Raw genomic sequence first — 26563 nt, 5'->3', positions numbered from 1 at the left:
GAATGTCCTTTTTTATTATGAATAAGATAAGAATTATATAAAGAAGGGAACAGATATATTGAGTTATCGAAAACGGCTCTCATTATTAATTTTATTAGATTCATTTATTGTACTCACTGCCGTGTATTTAAGTTATTGGTTTGTACATCCAAATGTACTAAATAAAATTCCTACGACAGTAATTATTAGTTCTATTACTTTATTGTGTAGTCATCATATTTTTGCAGCTATTTATAAGCTTTATAACAAGGCTTGGGAATATGCAAGTATTGGAGAATTAAAACAAATATTTAAAGCGATAACGCTTTCGATTATCGTAACGGCAATTGTTCAACAAATTATAAATCACGATATTTATGTTCGAATTTTAGCAATTGCATGGATGTTGCATTTATTATTAATTGGCGGTTCTCGCTTCGTATGGCGTATGTTCCGTGATACATATATTACAAAAGCTACTGATAAAAAACGAACATTAATTATCGGTGCTGGTTCAGCAGGAACGATGGTAGTACGTCAATTACAGCATAATAAAGAAGCAGATTTATATCCAATTGCGTTTGTTGATGATGATAGAAATAAGCAAAAATTAGAAATTTATAATGTGCCAGTTGTTGGAACAACAACTCATATTCAAGAAATTGTAGAAGATAATGATATAGAACATATTATTATCGCAATTCCTTCATTAAATAGAAGTCAAATCAATGAAATTTTTGAGAAGTGTAGAAAAACAAAAGCGAAAACGCAAATTGTGCCGATGTTAGAAGACCTTTTAGATGGTAAACTCTCTGTCAATGAATTCCGTGATGTACAAGTAGAGGATTTATTAGGGAGAGAACCAATAAAGCTAGATGATGCTGGAATTGGGGAGAAAATTACAGGTAAAACTATTTTAGTAACGGGCGCTGGTGGATCAATCGGATCAGAAATTTGTCGTCAAGTGATGAAATACAAGCCAGCTAAAATTGTTCTTTTAGGACATGGTGAAAACAGCATTTATAATATTGAGATGGAAATGAGAGTTACTTATAAAGATTCTGTGGAAATAACAACAGAAATTGCTGATATTCAAGATCGTCATAAAATATTTGAAATAATGAAAAAGCATCAACCATATATCGTGTATCATGCGGCTGCACATAAGCATGTTCCTTTAATGGAGCGTAATCCAGAAGAGGCAGTGAAAAATAACATTTTTGGTACGAAAAATGTAGCTGAAGCGGCAGATACGTTTAAAGTGAATACGTTTGTAATGGTTTCTACAGATAAAGCTGTAAATCCTACGAATGTAATGGGGGCTACAAAGCGATTTGCAGAAATGCTTGTACAGCATTTGGCAGCTGTAAGTACTAATACAAGATTCGTTGCCGTTCGATTTGGTAATGTTCTTGGAAGTAGGGGAAGTGTAATCCCACTATTTAAGAAGCAAATTCAAAAAGGTGGACCTGTAACAGTTACTCACCCCGACATGATTCGTTACTTTATGACGATACCGGAGGCCTCAAGATTAGTTATTCAAGCAGGCACACTGGCTAGAGGGGGAGAATTATTCGTATTAGATATGGGAGATCCAGTAAAGATTGTGGATTTAGCTAAAAATTTAATTACTCTTTCAGGTTTTTCTATTGAAGAAATCGGAATTGAATTTACTGGATTAAGACCAGGGGAAAAAATGTATGAAGAGTTATTAAATGAAGGTGAAATTCATCCAGAGCAGGTATTTCCTAAAATTCATATTGGAAAGGCTGTTTTGATAGATTCGATGATTCTGAGACAATTCATGGATGAATTTGAGAATATGGCTAAAGAAGAAATAAGGATAAGATTATTAGACATTGCAAATACTAAAAAAGTAGTTAAATAAATATAGGTATTTAGTATGTAATTAGTAGATTTTAATTTAAAATCTTTGATATTAAGGGAATATTTCTAAATAGAAATTATAAAAATTGTATAAATTATATGTAGAAGTAAAGAAAAGGAGTTAAGTGCAGATTATGATTTATAAAAAGATTAAGAGGTTATTAGATATTATTTTATCTTTAACTGGATTAATAATTCTTTCACCACTCTTAATGCTGGTGGCTGTGGCAATTAAATTAGAATCTAAAGGTCCAATTATTTTTCAACAAGAGCGTCTTGGATTAAATGGTAGGGTGTTTAAAATATATAAATTTCGTTCAATGTGTATTGGCGCTGAAAAAAGTGGGGTTTATGAAACGAAAGGTGATACTAGAGTAACAAAGGTTGGTAAATTTATTAGAAAAACTAGTATTGATGAGTTTCCACAGTTTATTAACATTCTGAAAGGTGATATGTCGATTATTGGACCACGCCCAACGTTAACGTATCATCCATGGACACTCAAAGAATATACTACAGAACAGAAAAAAAGGTTTAATGTTAGGCCTGGAGTTACGGGGTGGGCACAAGTTAATGGGCGTAAGGATGTACCCTGGGATAAAAGAATTGAATATGATGTAGAATATGTAAATAGTCTATCATTAATTTTTGATATAAAAATATTTTTTAAAACCATTTTTAAGGTTTTGACCATGCAGGACAATATTAATGTTGGAGAGACTGCTAAGAGCAATCGGTCTGATATTAAAAAATAGGTAATTAAAAGAGAGAATGGTGAAAAATAAATGACTTTAAAGTTAATGTATATCACAAATCAAGAAGAGGTTGCTAAAATAGCTGAAAAAAGTGGTGTAGATTGGATTTTTATTGATCTTGAAATTAATGGTAAGGATGCAAGACAAGGACATTTAGATACGGTGATATCGAGGCATAGTATTAATGATGTTGGAAAGATTAAAAAGGTATTAAAAAAATCAAAATTACTAGTTAGAGTTAACCCAATTTACGATGGATCAGAAGATGAAATAAATAGAGTAATTCAAGATGGAGCAGATATAGTGATGCTCCCTTTTTTTAAAACAAAAGAAGAAGTTGAAACATTTGTTAAATTTATAGATGATAGGGCTGAGGTTTGTCTATTGTGTGAGACTGCAGAAGCAGTGGAAAATATGGATGATATTTTAAAAGTACAAGGGGTTAATTATGTCCATATAGGGTTAAATGATCTTCATCTGAGTTATAATAAGAAATTTATGTTTGAATTATTAGTAGATGGTACCGTTGAAGCATTATGTAATAAATTTAAGGCGAAAGAAATTTTATATGGATTTGGGGGCATAGCGCAACTTGGACAAGGGGCACTTCCAGCAGAAAACATTATTGCAGAACATTTTCGTTTAGGATCAAATATGGCTATCCTATCTAGAAGTTTTTGTAATACCTCTAAGATTTCGGGAATTGATGAAATAACAGAAATTTTTAAATCTGGAATAAGAAAAATTAGAGAGTATGAGGATACATTATCAAAAGAAGAACAAAAGTTTTTTGATGAAAATCAAAAAACTGTTCATAGTAAGGTGAATGAATTGGTTTACTCTATAGTAAAAGAATAGATTTTGGTGAGGGAAGTGCGTATGAAATTATTGCTTACTGGAGCATATAAATATAGTGAAGAACAGCTAAAGCAGCTTCAATTACTTGGGTATGAAATCATTTTTATTCAGGATGAAAGGATCCCTTTACAAATAGATGTGTCTGATATTGATGCTGTGGTTTGTAATAGTTTATTTCTTTCAAATGATATTAATAAATTTGAACGTCTGAAATTCATTCAGTTGACCAGCGCTGGTCTGGACAGGGTGCCGCTTAGTTATATTGAGGATCATGGGATAGTACTACATAGCGCTAAGGGAATTTATAGTATACCAATGGCAGAATGGGTAATACTAAAGGTCTTAGAAATCTATAAAAATAGTAGAGGGTTCTATGAGGCACAGTTCGAACGAAGATGGGAAAAATGTAGGGATATAATAGAGTTAACGGGAAAGACAGCTACAATTATTGGTTTCGGCGATGTTGGTTCGGAAATAGCAAAGAGGCTTAAAGTATTTGGGGTAAATATAATTGGTGTGGGAAGAAGAGAGAACGAGTCTGAACTTATTGATGAATTTTACTTTATTGATGAGGTAGAAGAGGCTTTAAAAAAGAGTGATATTGTTATTTTAACACTTCCACTTACGGAAATAACATACCATTTAATTGATAACCATAAGATTGCTGCGATGAAAGAGAAAAGCATTTTAGTTAATGTCTCTCGCGGTGCAATTATAAAAGAAGAAGCATTAATAGAGGCGCTTCATGAAGATAAGTTTCTTGGGGTTGCCCTTGATGTATTTAAAGAAGAGCCATTGCCATATAATAATGATTTATGGGAATTAGACAAGGTGATTGTGACACCTCATAACTCATTTGTATCTGACAAGATTAATGAAAGACTATTTAATTTAATCATGAGAAATTTAGAAAAAAATATGAGATAAACTTTGATAGTTTAGAAGAGGTGTAACATATGAAAGTAATGGTGATATCACCCAAAAATAAGACTTTATTTAATTTTAGAGGAGACCTTATTAAGGAAATCATTTCACAGGGACATGAAGTTGTTGCTATTGGTCCGGATAAAGAGCATATAGAAGAGGTATTGGCGTTAGGAGTGGAGTTTATAGAAATTCCATTCATCAAGGACAATACTAGCATTTTAGGTGATATTAAATATTATAAGGATTTAAAGAATGTAATTAAATCTCAAAAACCAGACTTAATATTTAATTACACCATAAAGCCAGTTATTTATGGTAGTTTAGCAGGCTATAGTGCTGGTGTAAAAAAGATATATCCAATGGTGACCGGATTAGGTCGAGTTTATGCTTCTAAAAGCTTAAAAGCGACAATATTAAGAAAAATTACAGGAACTTTATATAAGCAGGCTTTTAAAGGCTGTAATAAGGTAATATTTCAAAACAGTGATGATTTAAAGCAATTTGTTGAACTGGGATATCTTCCTGAAGAAAAGGCGATCCGTGTAAATGGTTCTGGCGTAAACATGGAAAGGTTTAATAGCAATGAATTACCTGATCAACCTATTTTCTTAATGATAGCCAGAATTATAAAAGAAAAAGGCGTATTTGAGTTTGCAGAGGCAGCAAGAATGGTGAAAAAGGAATATCCGGATGCAAGATTTATTCTACTTGGCGGATTTGACAAATCAATTGGTGCAATAACGCCAGAGGAGTTAAAACCATATATTTCGGATGGATCTATTGAATTTCCTGGTGAAACAAAAGATGTAGTTCCTTATTTAAAGGAAGCAAAAGTTTTTATTTTACCTACGTACTATCGGGAAGGCCTTCCAAGAACCATTTTAGAAGCAATGGCGATGGCGCGACCTATTATTACAACTGATTGGCCTGGTTGTCGAGATGCAGTAGTAGATGGTATAAATGGATTTTTAGTTCAGCCAAGGGATAGTATAAGTTTAGCTGAGAAAATTAAGTTTATGATTAATAGTCCTGAAGAAGTACAAAAAATGTCTAGAAATAGTTTAGAGTTATGTAGGGAAAAATATTCAGTGGATATAGTTAATAAACATATGATTGAAATTATGGGTTTGCATAAAAAGTAGGACTATTTAGAAAGTGTTTTTTACTGCTATCATTAATTCTGGATGGGTAGAAGTTTGAGTATGTATAGAAAGAGTGATTTTAAATATGCTGAAAAAATACTTTAGAGCAGGTATATGTATTGGGTTTACTTCAATTAAGTTATATTTTATGAAAATATTTCATGCTAGTAACTTAAGTTTTAAAATTCCTCATTTAATATCACCTAAAGTGGTAATCGAGATGGGGAAAGGCTCAAAATTAAATCTACAAAAAATGGTTAGGGCACGTAGCGGTTCTAAGTTATGTGTTAGATCAGGAGCTGAACTTTCAATAGGTTATAATACAGGATTTAATCATGGGTGTTTAGTGATTTCTCATCATAAAATAGAAATAGGTAAAAATTGTCAATTCGGACCGAACGTATTAATTTATGATCATGATCATGATTTTAGGAATCCTGATGGCGTTAAAGCTTTAAAATATAAAACATCACCAGTAGTTATTGGGGATAATGTGTGGATCGGGGCAAATACAGTGATTTTGAGAGGAACAATCATTGGTGATAATACTGTTATAGGTGCTGGTTCAGTAATAAAGGGAACATTTCCTAATGACTCAATAGTCGTTCAGAAAAGAGAAAACCAAATAATTTCATATTAAACTAATTAGTGAGGATATTATGGAACCGATTAGAGTATTACAAGTTTTAGGTAGTCTTAATAATGGTGGCTCTCAAGCTATGATTATGAACGTTTATCGAAATATTAACAGAGAAAAGGTACAATTTGATTTTATTATAGATAAGCCAGGTGAAGTTTATTATAAGGAAGAAATTTTAAGACTTGGAGGGAGGGTATATGAACTTCCGAGATATAGAGGGAAAAATCACTTTTCTTATGTAAAAGCATGGCATAATTTTTTTAAGGAACATAGGGAATATAAAATTATTCACGGACACGTAAGAAGTACAGCTACTATATATTTAAGTATTGCTAAAAAATATGGGCTAAGGAGTATTATTCATAGTCATAGTACTTCTTCAGGTGTGGGAATAAGTTCTGTTGTAAAAAATATTTTGCAATATCCTTTAAGATATACGGTAGATAATCTTTTTACTTGTTCTGAAGAAGCGGGTAAATGGCTATACGGTAATAAAGTAAGTACCAAAAAAAATTATAAAATCATAAAAAATGCCATAGAGGCTGAAAAGTATATTATTGATCCTATTATTAGAAAAGAAAAACGAATAGAGTTAGGTATTGACGATCGACTTGTTATAGGACATATAGGTCGCTTTGCATACCCAAAAAATCATGAATTTTTATTAGAAGTTTTTAAATCTATCCAAGAAAAAAGGGAAGATGCTACTCTGCTGTTAGTTGGAGATGGAGAGTTAAAGAGAAAGATAGAAGAAGATGCTGCTCTGATGGGAATATCGGATAAAGTTATTTTTACTGGGGCGCGATCTGATATACCAGATCTGTTACAGGTAATGGATATTTTCGTATTTCCTTCGCATTTTGAAGGTTTAGGGATAGTTGTAGTTGAAGCCCAAGCAGCGGGGATAAGGTGTATAGTATCTGACGCTGTTCCTCAAGAAGTGTTTATGACAGACTTGGTAGAGGGAATTTCATTAAAAGATGGTGCTGATTATTGGGCAGAAAAAACTTTAGAAAATGTTGAAGGATATGAAAAGCGGAATACCTATAAAGAAATTGTAGCAAAGGGTTATGATATAAGTGAGAGTGTTTCATGGTTAGAGAAATTTTATATTAGTGAGGTAAGAAGATGTTAAAGGTATTATATGTTGGTATGTCCTCCGATTTAGGGGGAATTGAAGCATTTGTTATGAACTATTATAGGAATATAGACCGAAATAAAGTACAAATAGATTTTCTGAAATTCGAGAAGAATATTTGTTTTGAGGAAGAAATTGTAGCAGGGGGAGGGAACGTCTATCAACTACCTCCTAGAAAATTTGGTTTAAAATACTATTACTCTTTACTTAAATTTTTCAAAGCACATAAAGATTATTCATATGTTCATATTCACCTTAATACTTGTAGCTCCATTGCTCCTGTAGTTATAGCTAAATTATTTGGAGCTAAGGTTATTGCACATAGCCATAATGAATGGAAAGGTAATGCTAAGATTACTAAACTCCTTCACTATATAAATAAACCAATCCTAAGTAAAATATCTAATTATAAATTTGCATGTTCAGATGTAGCGGGTAAGTGGTTATTTGAAAAAAATGATGAATATATAACTGTAAAAAATGCTATTGAAGCCGAAGGATATGTATATAATACGGAAGTAAGAAAAGAGAAACGGAAAGAATTAGATATTAGTGAGGATTTTGTGATAGGACACATTGGAAGATTTACATATCAAAAAAACCATGAATTTTTATTAGAAGTTTTTAAAGCAGTATGTGATAAAAATAAAAATTCTAAGTTACTGTTAATTGGGACAGGAGAACTAAGAGAAGAAATAAAAAAAAGAGTTGTATCAATGGGGTTAAAGAATAATGTGATTTTCACAGGAATTCGATCTGATATACCAGATTTGTTGCAAGCAATGGATGTATTTGTATTCCCATCAAATTTTGAGGGGTTAGGAATCGTTGCTGTAGAGGCACAAGCAGCTGGATTAAAGTGTATAGTGTCTGATCGTATTCCGAAAGAGGCCTTTGTGACAGATTTAATAGAAGAAGTATCATTAAAACAAACTAAAGATATTTGGGCAGCTGAAATTTTAAAATTAAATAATAGATATGAGCGAACAAATACTTACAAAGAAATTTCTGAAGCTGGATATGATATTAAAAGTAGCGCTCTTTGGTTAGAGAATTTCTATATTAACAATTGAGCAAATAAAGTTGACTAAATATCTGATATAAATTGTGCAAGGAGGTTGAAATCCAGCGTACATATATCAGAATCAGCAAGAATGGAAAGGAATTAAAGATGAATGTCATAACGATGTCACAAAAAAGTGAAAAAGGATTAAACGGAATAAAATTATTGTTTTGGTTACTTGCTATTTTCTCCATAATGTTGTCGATATTTATATGGATGGATAGTCAAAAACCCACATACTATGGTGTGCTACCATTTTTACCATTATCCTTTTGTATACTTTCATATGCCATTTTATGTATTTATGATGATTTTAAACAGAAAATCACATTTTGGATTTTATATTTAGGTTACTTTTTTAGATTTTCGATAGTTCCATTTATTATGTTTTTAGGTGATTATCAGGCCAAAGCCACAAATTATGATATCTATAATAATATGAATCAGGCTATCTTTATCATGATTTATGACATGTGTTGTATATGGTTTACTTTTTACATGTTTAACTTAATTAGAAAAAAGAACCAAAAAGAAAAAAATACGCAAGAAGAATATTTTTTTGAAATTAATTATAGGTGGGCTTGGATTTTAATTTTTATAATATTAGGGGTAGCGATTGTTTGTTTTGTTAAACAACCGTTATTAATTCATATGTTTTCTTTCTTTTTAACTACCTCATCGGAATCATTACAACAGACTGATGAATTGATAAGAATGATGGAACAACTAGTCCCTAACTCGTATTATTCCATATCTAAGTTATGTGTTGATACCTTAAGATTTATTCTACCTATTATTTTTATTTTGAAAATTAATCAATTCAAAGGATTTTCTTCAAATATTAAATTTCTTCTTTCTTTGATGATTATCCTTCTTTTTGGCCTAGTGATAACTTTAGATAGAGCATTTACAGTGTTTTCTATTATTTCTTTACTTTTTATTTTATATTATCTGCATCCCAAAAAGAAAAAATCCTTAAATTTAATCTTAATTCTGGGCTTATTTGTTTTTGTGGTGGGGGGATTACTAGTAGTTACAGGTGTTTTTAATGAACCTAATGAAAATGTATGGATTGGCATATCTAAGACAGTTCAAGCATATTTTACAGGCCCAGTCAATTTTGCAGCAGCTATAAATTTAGGATATGGCCACTTTTCTAGCATTATTCCTGATATAGGAAAATCAATCACAGGTGTAGCAGTTTTCTTTAAAGAGCACGTTAACATAAAAGCCTTATTTAATGCTGAATACTATTATAACTCATCACTTAGTGGACATATTATTCCTTCAGCAGGACATGGATATTACTATTTTGGAACATTATTATCTCCTGTATTATCCTGTTTTATAGTTTATCTTGCAATTAACTTGGAAGTAAGGATGCAACAAAGCTTTAATTTGCTTAGTAAATATGTGTATATAGTAGGAGTTTTAATATCTTCTTTATCGCTTATTATATATAACTTTGTAATTTTTATTAACTTAATAACAAGTTTATTCATACCATTACTTATCTTCTCGTATATATCAACAAATTTAGCAGCGAAGAGTATCAGAAAAAAGTCAATAGGTATGAAAGATGAGTAGGATTTAGAATTTTAATTTTAGAAATATTAGTCTTTGGGAAAACGTGGTGGGTCTATGTCAAGAACAGGAAATTCTTTAAAAAATATAAAGTATGCCGTAATTGGGCAGGTATTAGCTTTAATTATTAGCTTTATTACACGTATGATTTTTGTACAAACACTTAGCTCGGAGTATTTAGGGATTAATGGATTATTTTCCAATATATTATCAATGCTTTCGATTGCAGAATTAGGCGTAGGAGCAGCGATTGTATATAGTCTTTATAAACCGCTTTCCGAACAAGACGTTCCTAAAATTAAAACATTAATGAGCTTATATAAAAAAGCTTATATCACTATAGGGATGTTTATTGCGATTACAGGTGTTATCATAACACCCTTTCTTAACTTTATAATTAAAGATATGCCAGATATTCCATATATAGAATTTATATATGTATTATTTGTACTAAATTCGGCCATGTCTTATTTTTTTTCGTATAAACGCTCTTTAATTATAGCGGATCAAAAGAGATATATTGCGACGTTTTATCGTTATGGTTTTTTTCTAATTTTAAACGTTGTGCAGATAATAATTCTTTTGATAACAAAAAATTACCTATATTATTTAATATTGCAACTTTGTTTCACTTTCATGGAGAATATAGCTATTTCAAGAAAGGCAAATACATTATATCCCTATCTTAGAGAGAAGGATATTTTACCCTTAGATAAAGAAACAAAAGGAACAATTTCTCGAAATATTAAAGCAATGATGGGCCATAATGTTGGGGGAATTGTGGTTAATGGTACGGACAGTTTGTTGATTTCTAAGTTTGTTGGTGTAGTTGCTGTTGGTTTGTATTCGAATTATCTTTTAATAACAAGTGCTTTAAATACGGTTTTTGGTATAATGTTTCAAGCAGTGACGGCAAGTGTAGGGAATTTAGGTGTAACCGAATCAGGAGAGAGGTCACATTTTATTTTTAGGTGTTTAAATCTCATAGGATTTTGGATTCATGGTTTTGCAGCAATTGCACTAATTAATCTATTAAATCCATTCTTAAAGCTCTGGTTAGGGGAAGAATACTTATTTTCTTTAGGTATAGTGCTAGTAATAGTGGTGAATTTTTACTTTACTGGTATGAGAAAGAGTGTTTTGACATTCAGGGATGCATTAGGGCTTTATTGGTATGACCGTTATAAACCTTTTTTTGAAGCGGGTATCAATCTGTTGGCTTCAATTATATTAGGTAAATATTTTGGGATAATTGGGATATTTATTGGCACTATTATTAGTACTCTGAGTACTTGTTTTTGGGTAGAACCATATATGTTATTTAAATATGGTTTTAGAAAATCTGTTAAACCCTATTTTTTGAAGTACATTACTTATACTATAACGGTTATAGTTACAGGAGCTGTCACATGGTCAGCATGTAATCTAGTAGATGGAGATTCTATAAGTTCCTTTTTACTTAAGCTTATTATTTGCAGTGTCTTAACAAACCTTATCTTTTTATGTGTTTTTTGGCGATCAGATGAGTTTAAATATTTACTTAAGGTTTTAAAAACTCATGTAAAAAAGAAAATAAAAATTAATTAATACGGCATGAAATACTCTAGTTTTATAATAATTTATTAATTATAAAATCGTGAATATATAAAGTAACTTTGAGGTGATTATCATTTTAGAAATTAATTATCAAAAAAAATCTTTGCAAATTAAATCAATTTGGTTTTTTGAAGAAACTACTACAGATATAAGGAAATCAGGTAGTGATATTGTTTATTTTCATCAATCAGGTATTAAATCGAAGTTTATTTGCGAGAAATTTACTACATTGATATCAGATTTGGAAAACGATGAGGAAGAGTTATTTCGAAAAATAACTAAAAATGGTAGAAATGAAATAAATAAATCTATTAGGGAAGAAATTCAATTTGAAGTATTAGATAATAATCAATTAGATGAATTTATGCAATTTTATAATGAATTTGCATTAACTAAGGGGTTAGCACCATGCAATGAAATTACATTACATGCGTACGCTCAAAAAGATGCCCTTGTAATTACTAAAGCAAAATTTCAAGGGAATGATTTAGTTTATCACGCATATTTAATGGACGAGAGTCGAACTAGGTTATTATATTCAGCATCTGCTTTTAGAAATACTGAGGATAAAAAAGAAAGAGCAATGATTGGTAGAGCAAATAGATTTTTACATTGGAAGGATATTTTAATGTTCAAAGAAAAAAGTATGAAAATTTATGACTGGGGAGGATACTCTGAAGCGGAAGAAGTGAGGGCAATCGCTAAATTTAAAGCTGGATTTGGTGGAGAAATAGAATACTCATATAATAGTCTATTACCCGTAACTCTTAAAGGAAAACTAGTTTGCACAATGCTAAAAATTAAAAAGATGATAAAAAATTAATAATTATAGGTTTTTATTATTAAAATAGAAGGGGTGACTGAAGCATAAGCGGGAAACCCTTGTGTTGATTATGAAAATTTGTTTCCGTATGGACGATATTACACCTGATATGGATTGGGTAAAATTTGATAAATTTTGCAGTATTTTAAATAGAAATGATATTAAACCATTAATTGGAATTGTGCCAGATAATAAAGACCCACAATTAAAACTTTCTACTGCCAAAGCTGAGTTTTGGGATATAGTAAAATCCCTTCAACATAATGGCTGGATTGTAGCACAGCATGGATATCAACATATTTTTAATACAGATAATAGTGGTATTCTTAATATTAATAAATATAGCGAATTTGCTGGATTAGAATATGAGAAGCAGTATAGTATGATTGCTAATGGGAAGAAGATAATGGAAGAAAAAGGTGTTTTCAGTGATGTTTTTATGGCACCAGCACATTCATATGACTTAAGTACATTAAAGGTACTTAAGGATTTGGAATTTAGATATGTGACAGATGGTTATTCTTTGTACCCATATGATTATAAAGGGTTGAAATTCTTACCTTGTCAAGCTTCAAAGCCATTGAAAATCCCATTTGGTCTACTTACAGTTTGTATTCATTCGAATAATCTAAAGGAGAATGATTTTCAAAAAATAGAAGAATTTATACTAGAAAATAGAGATAGTATAATTAATTATTCTGAGGCCTTAAATATTGATTCAAGAAATATAATTAATCCTAAGATTGAGAAATTAGTGCTATTTATGAGGAAGATAAAGAATCTTAAGAAGATTTTAAGAGGGAAATAAAATAAAGAAAGTCCTATTAAATTAATGACTGTAAATAGATTCCGACATAATGAGTTGAAATTTATGTTCAACATGTTTTTACTAGGAATAATATAAAGAGCTTACGTGAAGAGTGAAAGTAAGTTTTTTAATACCAATATACAGTAAAGAAAGGATAGAGTTATGTACAAGATAGCAGTGGCAGGAACAGGCTACGTTGGTTTAGTAGCAGGCGTATGCTTTGCCGAAGTTGGTCATCAAGTAACTTGCGTTGATATTGATGAGAAAAAAGTAGATTTAATGAAATCTGGAATTTCGCCAATCTATGAAGCTAATTTGGAAGAATTAATGCAGAAAAATTATGCTGCTGGGAGAATTAATTATACGACAGATTACAAGTCGGCTTATAAAGAGGCAGATGCTATCTTTATTGGAGTTGGGACTCCAGAACAAGCTGATGGTTCTGCAAATCTTTCATATATTGCAACTGTAGCAAAACAAATTGCTGAAAGTGTGGAAAAAGATTGTCTCGTTGTTGTAAAATCAACTGTTCCAATTGGAACAAATGATAAGGTGGAGCAGTTTATTCAAGACTTTTTAGTTAACGATGTCAAGGTAGAAGTGGCATCGAACCCAGAGTTTTTAGCACAAGGTTCTGCTGTTCATGACACTTTATATGCAGAAAGAATTGTTATTGGAACAGAAAGTAAATGGGCAGAAGAAGTATTAACGAATCTTTATAAGCCATTTCATTTACCTATTGTTTCAGTAAACAGACGTTCAGCTGAAATGATTAAATATGCATCTAATGATTTCCTAGCTCTTAAAATTTCTTACATGAATGATATTGCAAATCTTTGTGAATTGGTCGGAGCGGATATTCAAGATGTTGCAAAAGGTATGAGCTTTGATGAGCGTATTGGGAGTAAGTTTTTAAATGCAGGTATCGGTTTTGGAGGATCATGCTTCCCTAAAGATACGAAAGCATTAGAATATTTAGCTAGACAAAATGGTTATGAGTTAAGAACAGTAAAGGCTGCAATTGATGTGAATAAAGATCAAAAGACTTTATTATACAAAAAAGCAAGTCAAAGGTTAATTACTTTTAACGGTCTTAAAGTAGCGGTTTTAGGTTTAACATTTAAACCTGGTACAGATGATTTAAGAGAAGCTGCATCTCTTGAAAATATTCCTCTATTGTTAGAGCAAGGTGCTGATATTTATGCATTTGATCCAGTCGGTGCAAATAATTTTGCGAAAGTGTATCCAGAGGGAAAAAATAAAAATGGAAATATCACATACGTTACAGATATTGAACAAGCTTTAGAAGGGGCAAATGTTTGTTTTATCTTCACAGAGTGGGGAGAAGTAAAGGAACTAACTCCAGAGATGTATAAAAAGTTAATGAGAACACCACTAATTTATGATGGAAGAAATATTTATGATATTCAATTGATGCAAGAAGCTGCAGTAGAGTATCATTCTATTGGAAGAAAATCTACAAGTAGAGAACGTGTAAGGGAGTTGGATAACTTTGAGTTACAATCCTCTAGATAATAGTAAAGTATATCTTATTACTGGTGCTGCGGGTTTTGTTGGATACTTTTTATCAAAAAAATTATTAGAACAAGGCTGTCAAGTAATAGGTGTTGATAATATAAATGAATATTATGATGTGAATCTTAAATATGCTCGTTTAGAGCGACTAAAACCGTATGAGAAATTTACTTTTATTAAAGGTGATATTTCTGATAAGGATATGATTACTCAGGTCTTTGAAGAGTATAAGCCGAATATTGTTGTAAACTTAGCTGCACAAGCAGGTGTAAGGTATTCTATTGAAAATCCAGATGTATATATTCAAAGTAATGTTATCGGTTTTTATAATATCCTAGAAGCGTGTAGACATTATCCAGTAGATCATCTTGTATATGCATCATCAAGTTCTGTTTACGGTGCTAATAAAAAGGTTCCATTTGAGGAAACAGATTTTGTAGACAATCCGGTATCACTTTATGCATCTACTAAGAAATCAAATGAACTTATGGCTCATACATATAGTCACTTGTATAAGATTCCAGCTACCGGACTTCGCTTCTTTACGGTATACGGTCCTATGGGACGTCCGGACATGGCGTACTTTGGATTTGCTGATAAATATTTTGCTGGGGAACCAATTAATATATTTAATAATGGTGATTTTGAAAATGACTTATATCGTGATTTTACTTATATAGATGATATTGTTGAAGGAATCCAACGTCTTTTAAGTAATCCGCCTAAAGGTGATGTGGAGCATAAAGTGTTTAATATAGGGAATAACAATCCTGAAAAGTTAATGGTATTTATTGAGACATTAGAAAAAGCGTTAGGGAAAGCTTTAGGAAGAGAAGTTGTATTTGAAAAAGTATTTGAGCCTATTAAACCCGGAGATGTACCAGCTACTTATGCATCAACTAATTTATTGCAGAAAGCTGTAGATTTTAAACCTGAGACATCTATTGAAAAAGGTTTGCAAGAATTTGCTAATTGGTATGTAGATTATTATAAAGTAACATGATTAAAAGCTTGGTTACTGAGCAGAGAATATACTAGTTATAGAATTCCATTCTTAGTATAATAGACTAAATTAGTTTAAGTATTATCTGAGCATTTATTCAGAATAAATGAAAGAAGAGGTCTATAGCAATGAAAAAGAAAATCCTATTATGGATACTGGGGATTATAGGAGTAATGATTATAGGTGGTGGAGTATATGCCTATAATGTGTACTCAAAAGTCTCAAAAACATTAGATGAAGTTCATAAACCATTAAAGCGTGATGAAGGTAATAAACAAGAAGAAAAAATCAGTAAATCAGCACCAGTTTCAATCCTATTATTAGGGGCGGATGAACGTGGTGAAGACAAAGGACGTTCAGATTCTTTAATGGTCATCACATTAAATCCTAAAAATAATTCAATGAAAACAGTAAGTATCCCTCGTGATACATATACAGAAATCGTTGGAAAAGGGAAAAGTGATAAAATCAATCATGCTTATGCATTTGGTGGCGTAGACATGTCTGTAGCGACAGTGGAAAAATTCTTGAACATTCCTATTAACTATTATATTGAAGTAAACATGGAAGGGTTTAAAGATATTGTAGATGCAGTTGGTGGTGTAGATGTAAATAATGATTTAGAATTTACACAAGATAAGCACCATTTCGCCAAGGGAAATATACACTTAACAGGTGATGAAGCTTTAGCATTCACACGTATGCGTAAAGCAGACCCACGAGGTGACTTCGGTCGTCAAATGCGTCAACGTCAAGTGATGCAAGCTGTTATTAAGAAAGGCGCAAGTTTCTCTTCTTTATCAAGCTATGGTGATGTGTTAACAGCAATCCAAAAGAACGTGAAAACAAACTTAACGCAAGATCAAATGTTTGATATGCAAAAGAATTATAAAGATTGTCTGCAGAATAGTGAAGATATCCAAATCTCAGGTGACGGTCACATAGCAGCTGATGGTATTTGGTACTACTACGTTCCAGAGGCAGCAAAACAAGATTTAACGAATAAATTAAGAGCGCATCTTGAAGTGACTAAGTAATATGTAATAACCCAACTCCTTTGGAAGGAGTTGGGTTTATTTTTGCATGAATTTATATTAGTATTATATATTGTGAGATTAATAGATGAGGTGAATCGATGAATAAGAAAGCGGTACTTGTCCTTGTTATTTTTGTATTGTTTGTCGCTTCGATTGTGAGTGGTAAACTGTACTGGAATAAGAAGATTGCGAATGCAACAGGACAAACGAGTGAAGTAAAGAAAACAAAGGCTGAAGTGAAAGATAGTGGAGCGAAGAAAGAAGAGAAAAAGGAAGAGAAAAAGGAAGAGAAGAAACAAGATGCGAAGTTATCTTTTAATGAAGCATATGCGAAGAACTTGCCAGATGCAGTGAAAGAGAAGTTAAAGAAAGCTGCGCAGGATAAAAAGGCAGTAAATCTTGTTATTGTTGGTGATGAAGGTTCTTCATCTGAAAAAGGTGCGTGGGCAGCTAAGTTAACGTCTAATTTAGAAACTGCTTACGGTAAAGGTTTATGGAATGTGACTGTAAAGGAATATAAGGGTGAAAGCACAGAAGAGTTAATTGCGAATAAGCGTGATAAAGAGATTGCGAAAGAGAATCCAGATGTAATTTTATTTGAGCCACCATTTATTACTGACAACGGTAAAACTGGTAATGGAAACTCTGTCGCAAATACACAGAAGTTCGTTCAAGCACTTTCTACTAGTGCAAAGGGTGCTACAATTATGATTCAACCATCAAATCCAGTGTATGGTGCGAAAAATTATCCGAAAGCGATTGAAGCATTAAAACAATTTGCAACGCAAAATAATTATACATATATTGATCATTGGGGAGCATGGCCAGATGCATCGACAAAGGCTATCCTACCATATTTAAAAGAAGAGTTTGGTTTCCCAACTGCTAAAGGTCATGAAGTTTGGGCACAATATGTAACGGATTATTTTGTAGCTAAATAATAAAAGGGGAGAGAGTATCGTCGACAAAATATGTTCGACAATACCCTCTCTTTTTTTGTACGATTTTTGCTATACTAAACTGTACTATAATACATGATGGAAGGAGGAGAATGATGAAAATACTTGTGGTTGATGATGAATCGAGTATTCGTAATTTGATTCGGATGCAGTTGGAGATGGAAGGTTATGAAGTGTTGGCAGCGGCTGATGGGAGAGAAGCTTTAGAGCGATGGAATGAAGGACCGGATGTATTGATTTTGGATGTTATGCTTCCGGACACGGATGGGTATGAGTTGCTTCGCTTGTTCCGTGAGAGGGATAGGGATATTCCGGTGCTTATGTTAACGGCAAAGAGTCAGATGAATGATAAGTTGCTTGGCTTGCAGCTGGGTGCTGATGATTATGTGACGAAGCCATTTAATTATGCGGAGCTTATTCTTCGAGTTAAGAATATGGCGCGGCGTGTAAAGAAGACGGAGACTGCGGTAAGTCATGAAGTAATTGAGGCTGGAGAGATCGTGATTTGTCCTAAGGAAAGAAAGGTACATGTGAGTGGACAAGAGATTCAGTTAACGTACCGAGAGTTTAATTTATGTCAGTTGTTTGTTTCAAATCCGCAGCGTGTGTTTATGAGGGATGAGTTGCTTGAGAAAGTATGGGGATTTGAGTATATCGGAAATACGAGAGCAGTTGATATTATGGTGCAGAGACTTCGAAAGAAGCTTGGGACGAGCGGAGAATATATTAAGACAATTTATGGCGTTGGCTATAAACTGGATTGTTAAGTGGTGATGGTATGTCTTTAAAGCGAAATATGGTGTTTGGAATAGTTGGGCTGTTAATTCCGATTTTTGTTCTTTTATATGCAGTTGTTTATATTACGTTAGAAAAGAATATGTATCATAACGCAGCAGATTCTTTAGAAAAGTTAAGTGTAGAAGCGCAAATTTATACGATGAATTATTTAGAGAAGGAAGCAGAAGTGGATACGCTTGGTCCGAATTCACTTTTAATTGCGTCGTATTTAGCGAAGCGTATGGATGTCCGTGTGCAGATGATCGGGAAGAATGGCGATGTTGTTGCAGATACACAAAAAGGAGCATTGCTTCACCGTAACATCGACATTGAGAGTTCCTTGAAGGGGAAGAAGTCTTATGTTTTTGAGGAGGCGGATCCCGCTCCCATTCTTTTGTTTTCAAGCCCGGTTTATTATGGAAACGATGTCATTGGAAGTATTCGTTTTATAAATGAGTTAACGGGTGAGAAGGAAGTGTTAACAAATGTGAGCTGGACGTTCTTAATGACGTCTCTTTGCCTAGTAGCTACCGGTATTTTCTTTGCGATTCGTTTAGCGAAGTCTCTTCATAAACCAATTGATCAGTTGAGACAAATGGCACAGAGGCTCGCGAATGGTGATTATAAGAGTAAGATTGAGTTAAATGAGTACGTGGAAATCGCTCAGCTTTCAGCATCTTTTAATGCGATGGCCGATGGAATTGAGCTGCATATTAAGCAATTGCAGGAGGAGAAAGAGAAGCAGAAAGATTTCCTAGACCGTATTACGCATGAGTTAAAAACCCCGCTAACGGCAATTATCGGTTATGTTGATTTAATTCCGAAGTTACAATCGAAAGAAGATATACAGGAAAGTCTTCGTTATGTGGCGGTGGAAAGTGAGCGTTTATTATCACTTGTAGAGGAATTGCTTAAGTCCTCGAAATATGGAACGAGTACGTTTGAAGTGTCTCCTACAGTTGTGAATATAAAGGAATTGGCAGAGGAAGCAGTTTCAATTGTGAAGCCTCGTCTAAATCAGTTTGAAATTGAAGTGATAAATGAGTTAACAGATGTACATGTTGTTGCGGATTTTGATAAGACGAAGCAAATTTTCTTAAATGTGCTTGATAATGCAATTAAGTATAGTGATGCTTCGCACATTCGTATGAATGTAATTGTAAATGAGCATGAGGCGAAGGTCTTTATTCATGATGATGGGATCGGTATAGATGAAGAGGTGCTTGCAGAGTGGAATGAGTCTCCGAAAGGAAAGGCACTTCCTTCTAGTTATGGGAATGGTTATGGTTTGTATATTTGTCAGGAGATTATGAATAAGCAGGGCGGAAGCATGCGGATTGAGAGTAGTGAAGAAATAGGTACTACAATATTCATTACATTTTTGCTTCCGAGAAGGATGGAAGACATAAAAAACTTGAAAGCGGTTAAATGATACATTTATGAAACAATTATGCGGTATTTTCGAAACAACGTTTTTTTATCTTGGAGGTAGGCAGAAATGAAAAGGCTATCATTTCAAATTCTTATGTTTGTCATTTGTATGATTGTTTCTCTTGTTTTGTTTTATGTTATGGAGAAGCAAATCTATAATCGAATCAACATTGTAAATGATAAACAAGCCGTTTTACAAAGGGTGAATGAATCTCTTCCAATTGAAGTGAAAGTAAGACATGAAAAGTGGGGAGAAATTGTTGTAACGGATGAAGTTCGTTTGCATACGATTGTTTCATTCTTTGACCGAATTCGAATAGAGCCTGAGGACGTTAAGAGCCAAGAACAAGTATTTACTGGAGAAGTAACGTACTTGAATGGACATAAGCGTACTTTTGCAGTAGGTGACTTGTTCCAGTATGGGGAAAATGTATACGGAAAGAATGGCATGGATCCGATGATTTCAGCACTTCAAACGTATTTATTAAGCCTGTATTACACACCAGAGCGTATTAGTGATTTCTTTGCTTCAGCAAAGGATATCGTAGTACGTCAAGGTGATGTGGTACGTACTATCAATCTTACGCACATACTTGATTCTATTCGATACGCAAAGCAAATTACAGATTACGGAGAAATTCAGAAGTTATTACAATCGCAGAATGAACCGATTGCTTATATTACAGCTTATAAAACAGGTAAGCGTGTAAAGAATGATCGTGAAGATATTCTTACGATTTCTGTGTATCCATCGTACTTTGTTGTGCAATATCTCGGTGATAATAACGGAAATGTCATGTATATGAAAAGCTCTCTAGCAGAGTTATTCGTAAAGGAGAATGCGTCATGAGAAAGATAGCCTTTTTCTTCTTTTTGCTAGTAATTGGAGGAGCGATGTCTAGTTGCTCTCGAGATACAACCTCTATTAAATATAGTAAAAATGGTCTCCCTATTTTGGATGATCGTCATATTGTTGCGTATGTAGCGGCTCGTGAGGAAGTTGGTGAAGCGTTACTTTCATCATTTTGTAAGCCGCGCGGATGTACGTATGAATTTATTCGTCTTTCAACAGAAGAACTTCTTCGTAGAGTGGAAGAAGAAGCCGGAAATCCGAAGGCGGATATTATTATTGGCGGTACAGTAGATGCGCATCAAATGATGAAGCAAAAAAATCTTTCTATTCCTGTGATAAGCCAACATGCAAATCGTATTTCAAAAACTGTTAAAGATAAAGATGGTTATTGGTACGGTTATGAAGTGGAGAAGCTGGCAATTGCGATTAATAAAGAGCGGTGGAACGAGGAAATAGCGCCGCTCGGTCTCTCGTATCCGTTAAGATGGAAAGATTTATTGAATCCAGTATATAAAGGAAAGATTGTCATGCCCGATCCAAATGTTTCAGGTACAGCATATACGTTTTTTCAATCACTTATTGATATGTTAGGTGAAGAGGAAGCGAAGGGATATGTGAAGAATCTGGCGGAACAAGTTGGAGAAGTAACAGTGAATGGTTACATCCCAGCAGAACTTGTTGCGAGCGGTGAATATATGATAGGCATCAACTTTATGGGAGATCAGAGAATGCTTCAAAAACAAGGCTTTCCGATTTTAAGTAACGAACCTGAGCAAACAGGGTTATCTGTTAATGCGATTTCGAAACTAAAACGTGCACCGAGTGGTATTATTGCGGATTTATTTATTGATTATTGTTTATCAGAAGAAGCGGGGCATATTTTAGAAAAAGTGTCGTTTGGCGTACCAACGATGTTTGCGAAGAATGAGAAAGAAATAGAAGGACAGCCGGTTAGAAGAACAAACCAAAATATATCAAATAGCGGAATAATCGAGATATGGAATAGACAGCGTCTCTCTCTGAAGTGAGAAAAGGAGACGAAAATATATGTTTAAATGGCTCAAGCCAGCACCTGCAATTGAAAGATTGCCAGCGGATATGATCGACCGTGTATATCGATTACTACGTATTCGTGTTTTAATCGGCATTTCAGTTGGATATGCTGCTTATTATTTAGTTCGTAGTAACTTTACGTTATCAAGTACGTATTTAGTACAAGAATATGGTTTTAGTACAGCTGAAATTGGTCTACTAGGTTCAGTAATGGCAATTGTTTATGGATTTAGTAAGTTCTTTATGGGGAATTTATCAGATAAAGCTTTCGCCCAGCGCTTTATCGCAGTCGGTTTATTCTTATCAGGGCTTGTAAATATTTGTTTCGGTTTTGCCTCATCATTTGGGATGATTGTTACATTACTTGTTGTTAACGGTATTGTGCAAGGTATGGGAGCACCACCTTGTAGTATTGTTATGACGAAATGGTTCTCGAAGAAAGAACGTGGTACGAAAACAGGTCTTTGGAATATTTCACATAACGTTGGTGGAATGCTTGTGCCACCACTTGTCGGAATTGGTGTAGGTATTTTCGGTGAAAATCATTGGCAAGGCGGCGTATTTATTTTCCCAGCGATTATCGCAATGGTAATTGCAGTTCTTGTTTGGATCAATGCGAAGGATACACCAGAATCTGAAGGTCTTCCTCCAATTGATGAGTATCGTAATGACTATGAAAATCTTGAAAAAGCAGATAATGCTAACAAGATGTCACCAAAAGAAATTTTAATGAAGTATGTAGTGAAAAATAAATTTGTATGGTTCTTATGTATTGCGAATGCTTTTGTTTATTTAATTCGTTTCGGTGTTATTAACTGGGTTCCACTTTATTTAACGACAGTTAAAGGATTTTCAAAAGCAGAAGCGCATGCGGCATATGCAATCTTTGAAGGTATGGCAATTCCAAGTTCATTAATCGTTGGTTTTTTAAGTGATAAATTATTTAAAGGAAAACGTATGCCATTATGTATTATTAGTATGGTTGGAGTTGTTATTGGTACGTTTATATATTGGCAAGCAACTAGCGTACTTGTTGTAAGTATTGCAGTTTCTATTATCGGTTGTTTAATTTATGTACCACAGTTCTTAATCGGTTTAAGTGCGATGGAATTAGTACCGAAATTTGCAGTAGGTACGACAGTTGGTATGTGTGGTCTATTTGGTTATGTAGGCGGAAGTCTTGTAGCTAACGCAGCAATTGGTGTTATTGTTGATAGTTCTGGCTGGGATGGTTGTTTCATCTTATTATTAACAGGAGCGGTTTTATCAACAATCTTCTTATTTATTGTTCAACGTGGACATGAGAGAAAAGACCCTAAAGTAGCATAATATTTTGTTTGAAAAAGCTATCCAATTATCATTTTGGATGGCTTTTTCTATATAATATAATCTTTCCTTAAATCTATCTTAAAAGATATAATGTCATATTTCTAATCATTGGAATTTTTGTTACAATATAAATGGATGTGTAAAACTTTGTAAAAAGATTGTAATAATATACAGTTTATTTTCAGAAAGTTTTATACAATTATGTTATTTATTAAACTATTAATTTATAAAGGGAGAGAGAATATGTTACCAAATACGGTTCGTACTCCAAACAAGAAGAAGAAATGGATTATTATTGGGGTTATTGCACTAATTGTTATTGTAGCGGCAATTAATATTTTTGTTATGCAAGGTAAGAAGAAGGGCGCATCAACAAATGCTGATGCTGTAAGTTTTGAGAAAGTGACAGAGCGTAAGCTGAATAATACGAAGTTAATTTCTGGTCAGGTGAAGCCTGGTAATATTGAAAGCTTCTATGCAGATCCGGCCAAAGGGAAAGTGAAAGATATTGAGGTAAAAGAAGGGCAAGAGGTAGAGAAAGGCACGAAGTTATTCTCTTATGATAATGAAGAGATTAACCTTCAAATGAAGCAAGCTGAGCTTGATCAGAAGATGGCGGATATGCGTTATGATCAAGGGAAAAAGAAGATTGATTCGTTGAAGAAAGAAATTAAGAAGGCGAAAGATAGCGGAGCGGGGAAAGAAGTAACAGATCCGATGGACGAGCAAGTAAACGAGTTAGAGATAGGACAAAAAACAATTGACCTTGAGAAAGAAAAAGGAAAGTTGCAGAAAGAAGAGTTAAGTAAGAAGCAGAAAGAACTTACGATTTATAGCAATTTTGCTGGTGTTGTTCAAAAGTTAGATAAAGATGCGGCACAAAGTTCATCTCAAGCGTTAGGTGGTCAAGGAAAAGCGTTTTTACAAGTAGCTTCTAAAGATCCATTCCAAGTTCAAGGTACGTTAACTGAGCTTCAAAAGTCACAAATCCAAAAGGATCAAACATTCACTGTAACTGCAAAAGCAAATAATAAGAAGAAGTGGACAGGTAAGATTACAGAGGTAAGTGAGTTCCCAACAAGTGCAGAGATGGCGCAAGCTGGCGGCATGGGTGAAGCAACTCAAAATATGTCTCAGTATACATATAAAGCTAGCCTTGATAGTCAAGATGGTTTATCTCCAGGTTATCACGTTTCTCTGCAAGTAAACTTAGAGAATAAGACGATGATTGCTGTTCCAAGTAAAAGCATTGTAGAAAAAGGCGATGATGCATTTGTTTATGTTGAGGAAAAAGGAAAGCTTCGTAAACAAAATGTGAAAAAAGGTTCTACTGATGGAGACTGGACAGAGATTACTGAAGGCGTAACAGTGGGGCAAAAGGTGGTTAAAAATCCTTCCGACGATGTGTATGACGGAATGGAAGTGAAAGAGAAATGATTACGTTAAATAATATTGCTAAAACGTATTATCAAGGAAAATTGGCAGTGCCGATTTTGCATGGTATTAGTTTAACAATTCAGAGCGGTGAGTTCGTTTCGATTATGGGACCGTCTGGTTCTGGTAAGTCGACACTTATGAATATTATTGGTTGCTTAGATCGTCCAACAGAAGGCGAATATATGCTGAACGATGTGAATATCTTAACAGCAGACGAGTCAAAGCTTGCTTTAATTCGTAATGAATATATTGGCTTTGTATTCCAGCATTTTAATTTACTACCTCGTCTTTCCGCAGTGGAAAATGTTGAGCTTCCGCTCGTATATGGTGGCGTGAAGAAAGCGGAGCGTCGCAAGCGTGCTTTGGAGGCGTTAGGTAAAGTTGGATTGGCAGATCGCGTGCATCATTTACCAAATGAGTTATCAGGTGGACAGAAGCAGCGTGTAGCGATTGCAAGAGCGATTGCAAATAATCCAACGTTCATTATGGCTGATGAACCGACTGGTGCACTTGATACGAAGTCTGGTGAGCAAGTTATGGATATTTTCACGAAGCTTAATGCAGAAGGTACGACGATTGTTATGGTTACGCATGAAGAGGAAGTGGCAGCGTATTCTTCCCGCCGCATTGTACTGCGAGACGGGAAAGTTACAGAAGATAGAAGGTGTGCGGTATGAGTTTACTAGATAGTATAAAAATTGCCCTATCTTCTATTTTAGCTCATAAATTACGTTCAGCTCTTACGATGCTCGGTATTATTATCGGGGTAGGTTCGATTATTACAGTCGTTGCAATTGGGCAAGGCGGAGAAGCGATGCTGAAGTCGAAATTCGCAGGTTCTGGTGGTAATAACCTTATGCCAATTCAATTTAAACCAGATATTAATGATGAGTTTGCTATAGGTGGATTTGAAATGCCGAAGTTAACGGAAGAGGATATTTTGGAAGTAAAACAAGTGAAAGATGTTTCACATGTTATTACGACAAACCAGACGACAGAGGTGCTTGATGTAAATGATAAAAAAGCAAATTTGAATGTTATTGGTCTTGATAATGAATATTTTGCGGTTAATAAAGTAAAGGTCGTAAAGGGACATACTTTAAATGAATCAGATATTTCTCATGCAAATAACGTTGTGATGATTAGTACAAAAACAGAAGAGACGTTATTTAAGGGTGTAAATCCAGTAGGACAAATTATTGAGATGAAAGGACAACCGATGCAAATTGTCGGTGTGTATACATCTGATAATGAATTTATGGGATTTGAAATGGAAGAAGCGTTAATCCCTCTTACGTTATGGCCTGTTTTATACGGAACAGATGAAATTCAAAGTATCGCAATTCAAGCTAAAAATGTAGACGATTTAGAAGCAGCAGGGAAACAAGCTGTTGATGTATTAAATAGCCGTAAGCCAAGTGAAATTCCGGGTAAATATGAACTGGTTAATTTAAAAGAATTCCAAGAAAATGTTTCTAAAGTTACTAACATTATGACAATGATCATCGGTGGTATCGCTGGTATTTCATTAGTCGTTGGTGGTATCGGTGTTATGAACATCATGCTTGTATCTGTAACGGAGCGTACGCGCGAAATTGGGATACGTAAAGCGCTTGGAGCAACGCGTAGTAAAATTTTATTACAGTTTTTAATTGAAGCAGTTATGTTGACGCTTCTAGGTGGTTTAATCGGAATTGGCCTTGGGTATGGCGGAGCATATATCGTTTCTACATTCGCAAAATGGCCACCACTCGTTTCATGGGAAGTTGTCGTTGGAGGCGTACTGTTCTCGATGACACTTGGTATTATTTTCGGATTAATTCCAGCGAACAAAGCTGCGAAATTAGATCCAATTGAAGCATTGCGTTATGAGTAATTAATAGTGTAGTAGAACTACACATTACCGTTCTAGTGGGCGGTTCGTAGCCTCTTGCGTGAGGAAGTGAAC

At 33.8% G+C, this 26563-nt stretch carries 24 protein-coding genes; all 24 read left to right on the top strand.

Annotation, left to right across the window (positions count from 1 at the left end):
• Positions 1-58 precede the first annotated feature (58 nt).
• Entirely contained in the window at positions 59-1867 is a 1809-nt protein-coding gene (locus ACUL40_RS18585; protein ID WP_071739763.1) for a polysaccharide biosynthesis protein, read from the top strand.
• 133 nt (positions 1868-2000) lie between these two features.
• Positions 2001-2621 (top strand): sugar transferase, encoded by a 621-nt coding sequence (locus tag ACUL40_RS18580; RefSeq protein WP_071739762.1) that lies wholly within the window; start codon positions 2001-2003, stop codon positions 2619-2621.
• 30 nt (positions 2622-2651) lie between these two features.
• A complete protein-coding gene (locus tag ACUL40_RS18575) occupies positions 2652-3479 on the top strand; it encodes an aldolase/citrate lyase family protein (RefSeq protein ID WP_071739761.1) in 828 nt (275 codons plus the stop codon).
• Positions 3480-3500: 21 nt separating this feature from the next.
• On the top strand, positions 3501-4406 hold the full coding sequence (locus ACUL40_RS18570; protein WP_080490320.1) for an NAD(P)-dependent oxidoreductase: 906 nt from the start codon (positions 3501-3503) through the stop codon (positions 4404-4406).
• A gap of 29 nt (positions 4407-4435) precedes the next feature.
• Positions 4436-5548, top strand: coding sequence for a glycosyltransferase family 4 protein (locus ACUL40_RS18565; RefSeq protein WP_071739759.1), 1113 nt, complete (start codon positions 4436-4438; stop codon positions 5546-5548).
• 85 nt (positions 5549-5633) lie between these two features.
• Complete coding sequence (locus ACUL40_RS18560) at positions 5634-6188, top strand: acyltransferase (RefSeq protein ID WP_080490319.1); 555 nt, start codon at positions 5634-5636, stop codon at positions 6186-6188.
• Between the two features lie 19 nt (positions 6189-6207).
• Positions 6208-7323 carry a glycosyltransferase family 1 protein gene (locus tag ACUL40_RS18555; RefSeq protein WP_088867981.1) on the top strand — a complete coding sequence of 372 codons (1116 nt, stop codon included), beginning with the start codon at positions 6208-6210 and terminating at the stop codon, positions 7321-7323.
• On the top strand, positions 7317-8399 hold the full coding sequence (locus tag ACUL40_RS18550; protein ID WP_071739756.1) for a glycosyltransferase family 1 protein: 1083 nt from the start codon (positions 7317-7319) through the stop codon (positions 8397-8399). The genes ACUL40_RS18555 and ACUL40_RS18550 overlap by 7 nt, the downstream gene beginning before the upstream one ends.
• Before the next feature lie 113 nt (positions 8400-8512).
• Positions 8513-9976 (top strand): O-antigen polymerase, encoded by a 1464-nt coding sequence (locus ACUL40_RS18545; RefSeq protein ID WP_146632188.1) that lies wholly within the window; start codon positions 8513-8515, stop codon positions 9974-9976.
• 54 nt (positions 9977-10030) lie between these two features.
• Entirely contained in the window at positions 10031-11560 is a 1530-nt protein-coding gene (locus ACUL40_RS18540) for a lipopolysaccharide biosynthesis protein (RefSeq protein ID WP_071739754.1), read from the top strand.
• A 73-nt stretch (positions 11561-11633) separates the two neighbouring features.
• Complete coding sequence (locus ACUL40_RS18535) at positions 11634-12392, top strand: hypothetical protein (protein ID WP_071739753.1); 759 nt, start codon at positions 11634-11636, stop codon at positions 12390-12392.
• Positions 12393-12462: 70 nt separating this feature from the next.
• Complete coding sequence (locus ACUL40_RS18530; protein ID WP_071739769.1) at positions 12463-13200, top strand: DUF2334 domain-containing protein; 738 nt, start codon at positions 12463-12465, stop codon at positions 13198-13200.
• A gap of 162 nt (positions 13201-13362) precedes the next feature.
• Positions 13363-14736 carry a UDP-glucose dehydrogenase family protein gene (locus tag ACUL40_RS18525; RefSeq protein WP_071739752.1) on the top strand — a complete coding sequence of 458 codons (1374 nt, stop codon included), beginning with the start codon at positions 13363-13365 and terminating at the stop codon, positions 14734-14736.
• Positions 14714-15739 (top strand): SDR family NAD(P)-dependent oxidoreductase, encoded by a 1026-nt coding sequence (locus tag ACUL40_RS18520; protein WP_071739751.1) that lies wholly within the window; start codon positions 14714-14716, stop codon positions 15737-15739. Before ACUL40_RS18525 ends, ACUL40_RS18520 begins: the two co-directional genes overlap by 23 nt.
• 128 nt (positions 15740-15867) lie before the next feature.
• Entirely contained in the window at positions 15868-16776 is a 909-nt protein-coding gene (gene tagU, locus ACUL40_RS18515) for a polyisoprenyl-teichoic acid--peptidoglycan teichoic acid transferase TagU (protein WP_445422784.1), read from the top strand.
• A gap of 98 nt (positions 16777-16874) precedes the next feature.
• The gene (locus ACUL40_RS18510) at positions 16875-17717 is read left to right on the top strand and encodes an SGNH/GDSL hydrolase family protein (RefSeq protein WP_445422785.1); all 843 of its coding nucleotides are present in this window, start codon (positions 16875-16877) and stop codon (positions 17715-17717) included.
• A gap of 113 nt (positions 17718-17830) precedes the next feature.
• Complete coding sequence (locus ACUL40_RS18505) at positions 17831-18502, top strand: response regulator transcription factor (protein WP_000699556.1); 672 nt, start codon at positions 17831-17833, stop codon at positions 18500-18502.
• Between the two features lie 11 nt (positions 18503-18513).
• Positions 18514-19944 carry a HAMP domain-containing sensor histidine kinase gene (locus tag ACUL40_RS18500; protein WP_445422786.1) on the top strand — a complete coding sequence of 477 codons (1431 nt, stop codon included), beginning with the start codon at positions 18514-18516 and terminating at the stop codon, positions 19942-19944.
• Between the two features lie 66 nt (positions 19945-20010).
• Positions 20011-20793 (top strand): DUF3919 family protein, encoded by a 783-nt coding sequence (locus tag ACUL40_RS18495; RefSeq protein WP_445422787.1) that lies wholly within the window; start codon positions 20011-20013, stop codon positions 20791-20793.
• Positions 20790-21824: an ABC transporter substrate-binding protein gene (locus tag ACUL40_RS18490; protein WP_048655547.1), complete on the top strand. Its 1035-nt coding sequence runs from the start codon at positions 20790-20792 to the stop codon at positions 21822-21824. The genes ACUL40_RS18495 and ACUL40_RS18490 overlap by 4 nt, the downstream gene beginning before the upstream one ends.
• 19 nt (positions 21825-21843) lie before the next feature.
• Positions 21844-23178: an MFS transporter gene (locus tag ACUL40_RS18485; RefSeq protein WP_000477602.1), complete on the top strand. Its 1335-nt coding sequence runs from the start codon at positions 21844-21846 to the stop codon at positions 23176-23178.
• Between the two features lie 243 nt (positions 23179-23421).
• Positions 23422-24615, top strand: coding sequence for an efflux RND transporter periplasmic adaptor subunit (locus tag ACUL40_RS18480; protein ID WP_000937319.1), 1194 nt, complete (start codon positions 23422-23424; stop codon positions 24613-24615).
• Positions 24612-25292: an ABC transporter ATP-binding protein gene (locus tag ACUL40_RS18475; RefSeq protein WP_000631624.1), complete on the top strand. Its 681-nt coding sequence runs from the start codon at positions 24612-24614 to the stop codon at positions 25290-25292. Before ACUL40_RS18480 ends, ACUL40_RS18475 begins: the two co-directional genes overlap by 4 nt.
• Entirely contained in the window at positions 25289-26491 is a 1203-nt protein-coding gene (locus tag ACUL40_RS18470; RefSeq protein ID WP_336766284.1) for an ABC transporter permease, read from the top strand. The genes ACUL40_RS18475 and ACUL40_RS18470 overlap by 4 nt, the downstream gene beginning before the upstream one ends.
• The last annotated feature ends 72 nt before the right edge of the window (positions 26492-26563 follow it).

It is taken from the genome of Bacillus sp. KNSH39, assembly GCF_052656585.1.
This window is presented reverse-complemented; position numbering and strand designations above follow the sequence as displayed.

Bases quoted from the DNA above. Each gene is read 5' to 3' on its own strand.
- ACUL40_RS18500 (WP_445422786.1), top strand. From the start codon at position 18,514: ATGTCTTTAAAGCGAAATATGGTGTTTGGAATAGTTGGGCTGTTAATT.
- ACUL40_RS18525 (WP_071739752.1), top strand. From the start codon at position 13,363: ATGTACAAGATAGCAGTGGCAGGAACAGGCTACGTTGGTTTAGTAGCA.
- ACUL40_RS18490 (WP_048655547.1), top strand. From the start codon at position 20,790: ATGAGAAAGATAGCCTTTTTCTTCTTTTTGCTAGTAATTGGAGGAGCG.
- ACUL40_RS18475 (WP_000631624.1), top strand. From the start codon at position 24,612: ATGATTACGTTAAATAATATTGCTAAAACGTATTATCAAGGAAAATTG.
- ACUL40_RS18565 (WP_071739759.1), top strand. From the start codon at position 4,436: ATGAAAGTAATGGTGATATCACCCAAAAATAAGACTTTATTTAATTTT.
- ACUL40_RS18560 (WP_080490319.1), top strand. From the start codon at position 5,634: ATGCTGAAAAAATACTTTAGAGCAGGTATATGTATTGGGTTTACTTCA.
- tagU (WP_445422784.1), top strand. From the start codon at position 15,868: ATGAAAAAGAAAATCCTATTATGGATACTGGGGATTATAGGAGTAATG.
- ACUL40_RS18575 (WP_071739761.1), top strand. From the start codon at position 2,652: ATGACTTTAAAGTTAATGTATATCACAAATCAAGAAGAGGTTGCTAAA.
- ACUL40_RS18555 (WP_088867981.1), top strand. From the start codon at position 6,208: ATGGAACCGATTAGAGTATTACAAGTTTTAGGTAGTCTTAATAATGGT.
- ACUL40_RS18505 (WP_000699556.1), top strand. From the start codon at position 17,831: ATGAAAATACTTGTGGTTGATGATGAATCGAGTATTCGTAATTTGATT.
- ACUL40_RS18485 (WP_000477602.1), top strand. From the start codon at position 21,844: ATGTTTAAATGGCTCAAGCCAGCACCTGCAATTGAAAGATTGCCAGCG.
- ACUL40_RS18470 (WP_336766284.1), top strand. From the start codon at position 25,289: ATGAGTTTACTAGATAGTATAAAAATTGCCCTATCTTCTATTTTAGCT.
- ACUL40_RS18540 (WP_071739754.1), top strand. From the start codon at position 10,031: ATGTCAAGAACAGGAAATTCTTTAAAAAATATAAAGTATGCCGTAATT.
- ACUL40_RS18510 (WP_445422785.1), top strand. From the start codon at position 16,875: ATGAATAAGAAAGCGGTACTTGTCCTTGTTATTTTTGTATTGTTTGTC.
- ACUL40_RS18570 (WP_080490320.1), top strand. From the start codon at position 3,501: ATGAAATTATTGCTTACTGGAGCATATAAATATAGTGAAGAACAGCTA.
- ACUL40_RS18545 (WP_146632188.1), top strand. From the start codon at position 8,513: ATGTCACAAAAAAGTGAAAAAGGATTAAACGGAATAAAATTATTGTTT.
- ACUL40_RS18480 (WP_000937319.1), top strand. From the start codon at position 23,422: ATGTTACCAAATACGGTTCGTACTCCAAACAAGAAGAAGAAATGGATT.
- ACUL40_RS18495 (WP_445422787.1), top strand. From the start codon at position 20,011: ATGAAAAGGCTATCATTTCAAATTCTTATGTTTGTCATTTGTATGATT.
- ACUL40_RS18530 (WP_071739769.1), top strand. From the start codon at position 12,463: ATGAAAATTTGTTTCCGTATGGACGATATTACACCTGATATGGATTGG.
- ACUL40_RS18550 (WP_071739756.1), top strand. From the start codon at position 7,317: ATGTTAAAGGTATTATATGTTGGTATGTCCTCCGATTTAGGGGGAATT.
- ACUL40_RS18580 (WP_071739762.1), top strand. From the start codon at position 2,001: ATGATTTATAAAAAGATTAAGAGGTTATTAGATATTATTTTATCTTTA.